Source organism: Candidatus Binatia bacterium (assembly GCA_036493895.1).
Classification (GTDB): Bacteria; Desulfobacterota; Binatia; order UBA1149; family CAITLU01; genus DATNBU01.
The window spans coordinates 1-4,899 of sequence record DASXOZ010000059.1; the positions used below are offsets into that span (position 1 = coordinate 1).

Consider the following 4,899-nt stretch of genomic DNA (forward strand, 5'->3'; position numbering starts at 1 on the left):
TGCTGTAGCGCAGCCCTTCAGGGCTGCCGATGCTGTAGCGCAGCCCTTCAGGGCTGCCGATGCTGTAGCGCAGCCCTTCAGGGCTGCCGATGCCGCAGCGCAGTTCTTCAGGGTTGCCGATGCTGTAGCGCAGTTCTTCAGGGCTGCCGATGCCGCAGCGCAGTTCTTCAGGGCTGCCGATGCCGCAGCGCAGTTCTTCAGGGCTGCCGATGCTGTAGCGCAGTTCTTCAGGGGCTGCCGATGCTGTAGCGCAGCCCTTCAGGGCTGCCGATGCTGCCGCGCCGGTCTTCAGCCGTGCCTCGGCACCTCGTTTGCCTGCGAACCAAGCATGTTTCCCAAGCGAACGCGTCTGAAGACGTTCGACTATGTCGGCGCCTATCGCTACTTCCTCACGTTCTGTACCTCCAACCACCACGAAGCGTTCACGTCGGCGGCGAATGTAGAACTCGTGCTCACGCAGATCGTCCGCGCTGCCCGAGAGGCGGGGTTTGAAATCATTGCGTACTGCTTCATGCCTGATCACGTGCACTTGTTGATCGAAGGAGCGGCACCCAATTCCGAGATGAAACAGTTCGCAAAACTTGCGAAGCAGTACGCCGGTTTCTACTACAAGCAGCGCTGCGGCCGCCGGCTGTGGCAGCCCAGTTACTGGGATCGTGTCCTGCGCGACGAAGAAGACACGTGGAGCGTCGCGCGATACATCGTGGAGAACCCGCTGACCGATGGCCTCGCGCGGAGCGCGGACGAGCATCCGTTTCTTGGATCGTGTGTCGTAGGCAAGCGGGAACTGCTGTTCGCCGTCAGTTGTTCGAAGCCGTGGACGCGCGGGTGAAGAGCGTTCTCGCTACGAGAACGCTCTTCACCCGCGAGGCAGGCGTAAACGCCTGCGCTACAGGCGTTGTAGCCAGCCGTTGTTAGAGGCCGTTGTAGAGGCCGTTGGAGACGCCGTCGTAGCGCAACCCTTCAGGGCTGCCCGCAGCGCGCGACACGATCGCAGGCCCAGGGTGAGGCAGGCGTAAACGCCTGCGCAACAGCCGTTGTAGAGGCCGTTGGGGACGCCGTCGTAGCGCAGCCCTTCAGAGCTGCCCGTCGCGCGCGACACGATCACAAGCCCGACGGCGCCAGACTCGGCCCGCGTTTCAGGAACCGGCCCGCGCCTTTCGTGCCGACGAACCGGTCGCCCTCGATGATCACGCTCCCCTGCGAGATCACATACGCCGGCGCGCCTTCGACGACCCTTCCCTCGTACGGGTTGTAGTCGACCCGCATGTGCAGGGTCTTGACGCCGAGCGTCTGCCGCTTCTTCGGATCGAAGACGACGAGGTCGGCGTCGCTGCCGATCGCGATGGTGCCCTTGCGCGGAAACAGCCCGAACATCTTCGCCGGTGCCGTCGAGCACAATTCGACGAAGCGGTTGAGGCTGATGCGTCCCTTGCGCACGCCGCCGTCGTGCACGAGCGTCAGGCGCGTCTCGATACCGGGCGCGCCGTTCGGGATCTTGCTGAAGTCGTCCGTGCCGATTTCCTTCTGGCCGGCCATGCAGAACGGACAGTGGTCGGTCGAGATGACCTGCAAGTCGTTCTTGTTCAGCCCCTGCCACAACACGTCCTGGTGCCATTTCTCGCGCAGCGGCGGCGACATCACGTATTTCGCGCCGTCGAAGCCGGGCTCCTCGTAGTTGTCGTAGGACAGGAACAGATACTGGGGGCACGTCTCGGCATAGGCCGGCAGGCCCATGTCGCGAGCCTCGCGGACTTTCTGCAGCGCGTCCGACGACGACAGATGGACGATGTAGATCGGGACGCCGGCCATCTCGGCGAGGGCGATGGCGCGGCCGGTGGCTTCGCTTTCGGCGCGCGGCGGACGCGTCAGCGCGTGGTACTTCGGCGCCTTCTCGCCGCGGCGTAGCGCTTCCTGGACGAGCAGATCGATGACGCCGCCGTTCTCGGCATGCATGCAGACGAGGCCACCGTTCTCGCCGGTCCGCCGCAGCGCGCGGAAGATCGTCGCATCGTCGACCATGAACACGCCCGGGTACGCCATGAACAGCTTGAAACTGGTCACCCCTTCGTTGCGCACCATCGTGTCCATGTCGCCGAGCCCGGCGTCGGGCAGCTCGGTGACGATCATGTGGAACGAGTAGTCGACGACGGCTTTGCCGGACGCCTTCTTCATCCACTCGTCGAGCGCGTGCCGCATGGTCTGTCCGCGGTACTGGATGGCGAAGTCGACCAGACACGTCGTGCCGCCGAAGGCGGCGGCAATCGTGCCGGTTTCGAAGTCGTCGGCCGAGGTCGTGCCGCCGAACGGCATGTCGAGATGGGTATGGACGTCGATCCCGCCCGGGAGCACGTACTGCCCCGAGGCGTCGATCGTGCGTTCGGCCTGATAACGATGGGCGGGGAGGTCGCGTCCGATCGCCGTGACGAGTCCGTTCTCGCAGAAGACGTCGGCGACGTAGTCGTCCGACGCGGTGATCACGCGTCCGCCGGTGATGAGGAGCGACATCGCGGGCCATGATGGCACAGGACGACGGCGGGCCGCGGTTGCAAGAAATCCCAGCTCGATCGTTCTAAGGCCAGAGGGAGTTCTGGCATGGCCGATCCGCGCCTGTATCAGATTGGTACGCTCGCTGTCCTGCTCGTCTATGGAATAGGGTGGCTCGAATTCGACATCACCCCCGTGCGCGCGGCGCTCATCCTGGCGAGCGTGCTGGGCACGCAGTGGTTGTGCGATCGGCTCAGCGGATCGCCCGCGCGGTTCGCATCGACGTCGCGTAGCGCGCTCATCTCGGGGCTGTCGCTGTGTCTCCTGGTGCGGACGAACGACCCTGCCCTGGCCTGCGCGGCCGGAGTCATTGCCGTCGCCAGCAAATTCCTGATCCGCATCCGCGGCAAGCACGTTTTCAATCCCACCAACGGCGCCCTCGTGGCGATGCTGCTGCTGACCGGGAACGTGTGGGTCTCGCCAGGTCAATGGGGAGCCGCCGCGTTCTTCGCGTTCCTGATGGCGTGCGCCGGCTCGCTGGTCGTCACGCGCGCGGCGCGATCGGACGTGACGCTGGCGTTCATCGCCTGCTACGGCGCGCTCGTCATCGGTCGCTCGCTGTACCTCGGCGAGCCGATGACGATTCCCCTTCATCGCCTCGAGAGCGGCGGGTTCCTGCTCTTCAGCTTCTTCATGATTTCCGATCCGAAGACCACTCCCGATTCGCGCGCCGGACGGATCTGCTTTGCCGCGCTGGTCGCGGCGACTGCGTGGTACGTGCAGTTCCGGCTGTTCCGGACGAACGGCGTGCTCTGGTCGCTGGCGGCATGGTCGCTGGCAGTGCCGGCCCTCGATCGCCTGCTGCCGGCGGCGCGCTACATCTGGGCGTCTGCACCGGCGCCTTCGCGTTCCACGGCAACCACGACAGGCGCGGACAGTCCGCTGACGAGCCGCGCGGCCTGACGGCCAACGAAAGAGGAGAGACTCATGAAACGACTGTTCTTTGGCGCAGCGCTCGCGGCCACGATCGGCTGGTCGAGTGCCACGATCGGGGCGTTCTGCGGCTTCTACGTCGCCAAGGCCGACACCAAGCTGTTCAACCGCGCCTCGCAGGTCGTGCTCGTGCGCGACGGCGACCGCACGGTCATGACGATGGCGAGCGATTTTCAGGGAGACATGAAGGAGTTCGCGGTCGTGATTCCGGTGCCGACGTTCCTGACCCGCGAGCAGATCCACGTCGGCGACAAGGCGCTCGTCGATCACCTCGACGCGTACTCGGCGCCGCGGCTGGTCGAGTACTTCGACGATGACCCGTGTGACCGCCGCCGCTATGACATGGCGATGCCGATGGCGGCACCGGCGGCCGCCAGGGACGCGGCGAGCCGCGCCAAGTCGCTCGGCGTCACGATCGAGGCGCAGTACACCGTCGGCGAATACGACATTCTGATTCTGTCGGCGCAGGAAAGCTCAGGCCTGGAGACGTGGCTGCGGCAGAACGGCTACCGCATCCCGAGCGGCGCGTCGCCGGTGATTGCCAGCTACCTGAAGCAGAACATGCGCTTCTTCGTCGCCCGCGTCAACCTCACGGAGCAGGCGAAGCTCGGCTACGCCTATCTGCGCCCGCTGCAGGTCGCCTACGAGTCGCCGAAGTTCATGCTGCCCATCCGGCTCGGCATGGCGAACGCGAGCGGCCCGCAGGATCTCTTCGTCTACGCGCTGACGCGGAACGGGCGCATCGAGACGACGAACTATCGTACGGTCAAACTGCCATCCGAGATGGACCTGCCGGTGTATCTGAAAGACCCGGGAGAGTTCTCGACGTTCTACAAGGCGATGTTCACGCGGCAGGTCGAGCGGCAGGATCGCAGCGCTGTGTTCACCGAGTACGCCTGGGACATGCGCTGGTGCGATCCGTGCGCGGCCGATCCGCTGTCGGCCGACGAACTGCGGCGGCTTGGCGTGTTCTGGAGCGGCGACACGCGCGGTGGCGCGGCGAGCGCGTTCCTGACCAGGCTCCACGTGCGCTACGACAGCGCGCACTTTCCCGAGGACCTCGTGTTCCAGGAGACGTCCGACCGGAGCAACTTCCAGGCGCGCTATGTGCTGCGTCACCCGTGGACCGGCGCTGGCTCCTGCCCGGCGGCGGCCGAATACAGCCGGACGCTCGTCGACCGCCACACCCGCGAGGCCGAGCAGCTGGCGGCGTTGACCGGGTGGAACCTCGCCGAGATACGTAAGAAGATGGGATCGGACGTCGCGGCTGGTCCGGAACCGGCGTGGTGGACGCGGCTGTGGAAGTGACGCTGCCGTACGAGCGAGTGGAGGGGCGAACGAGCAGCGCGAGTGAGCCACGCGACCGGAGCGCGCCGGCGGAGCGGCGCGCGCGCGAGCGTGTAGGGGAGTCCGAGGGGC

The 4,899-nt window shown here is 65.8% G+C and carries 4 protein-coding genes; 3 read left to right on the top strand and 1 reads right to left on the bottom strand.

Translation table 11 applies throughout. The features are described 5' to 3' along the window. Positions 1-328 precede the first annotated feature (328 nt). A complete protein-coding gene (locus VGK20_14095; GenBank protein HEY2775174.1) occupies positions 329-832 on the top strand; it encodes a transposase in 504 nt (167 codons plus the stop codon). A 272-nt stretch (positions 833-1,104) separates the two neighbouring features. On the opposite strand, the gene hydA is transcribed toward VGK20_14095, so the two are convergent. Continuing rightward, entirely contained in the window at positions 1,105-2,508 is a 1,404-nt protein-coding gene (gene hydA / locus VGK20_14100; GenBank protein ID HEY2775175.1) for a dihydropyrimidinase, read from the bottom strand. Between the two features lie 87 nt (positions 2,509-2,595). Between hydA and VGK20_14105 the strand changes: the two genes are divergently transcribed. Continuing rightward, positions 2,596-3,450, top strand: coding sequence for an RnfABCDGE type electron transport complex subunit D (locus VGK20_14105; GenBank protein ID HEY2775176.1), 855 nt, complete (start codon positions 2,596-2,598; stop codon positions 3,448-3,450). A gap of 24 nt (positions 3,451-3,474) precedes the next feature. Continuing rightward, on the top strand, positions 3,475-4,788 hold the full coding sequence (locus VGK20_14110; GenBank protein ID HEY2775177.1) for a DUF2330 domain-containing protein: 1,314 nt from the start codon (positions 3,475-3,477) through the stop codon (positions 4,786-4,788). Positions 4,789-4,899: the final 111 nt, after the last annotated feature.

Excerpts from the sequence above, each read along its gene's own strand:
- hydA (HEY2775175.1), bottom strand. The coding sequence starts at position 2,508 with ATGTCGCTCCTCATCACCGGCGGACGCGTGATCACCGCGTCGGACGAC.
- VGK20_14110 (HEY2775177.1), top strand. The coding sequence starts at position 3,475 with ATGAAACGACTGTTCTTTGGCGCAGCGCTCGCGGCCACGATCGGCTGG.
- VGK20_14105 (HEY2775176.1), top strand. The coding sequence starts at position 2,596 with ATGGCCGATCCGCGCCTGTATCAGATTGGTACGCTCGCTGTCCTGCTC.
- VGK20_14095 (HEY2775174.1), top strand. The coding sequence starts at position 329 with ATGTTTCCCAAGCGAACGCGTCTGAAGACGTTCGACTATGTCGGCGCC.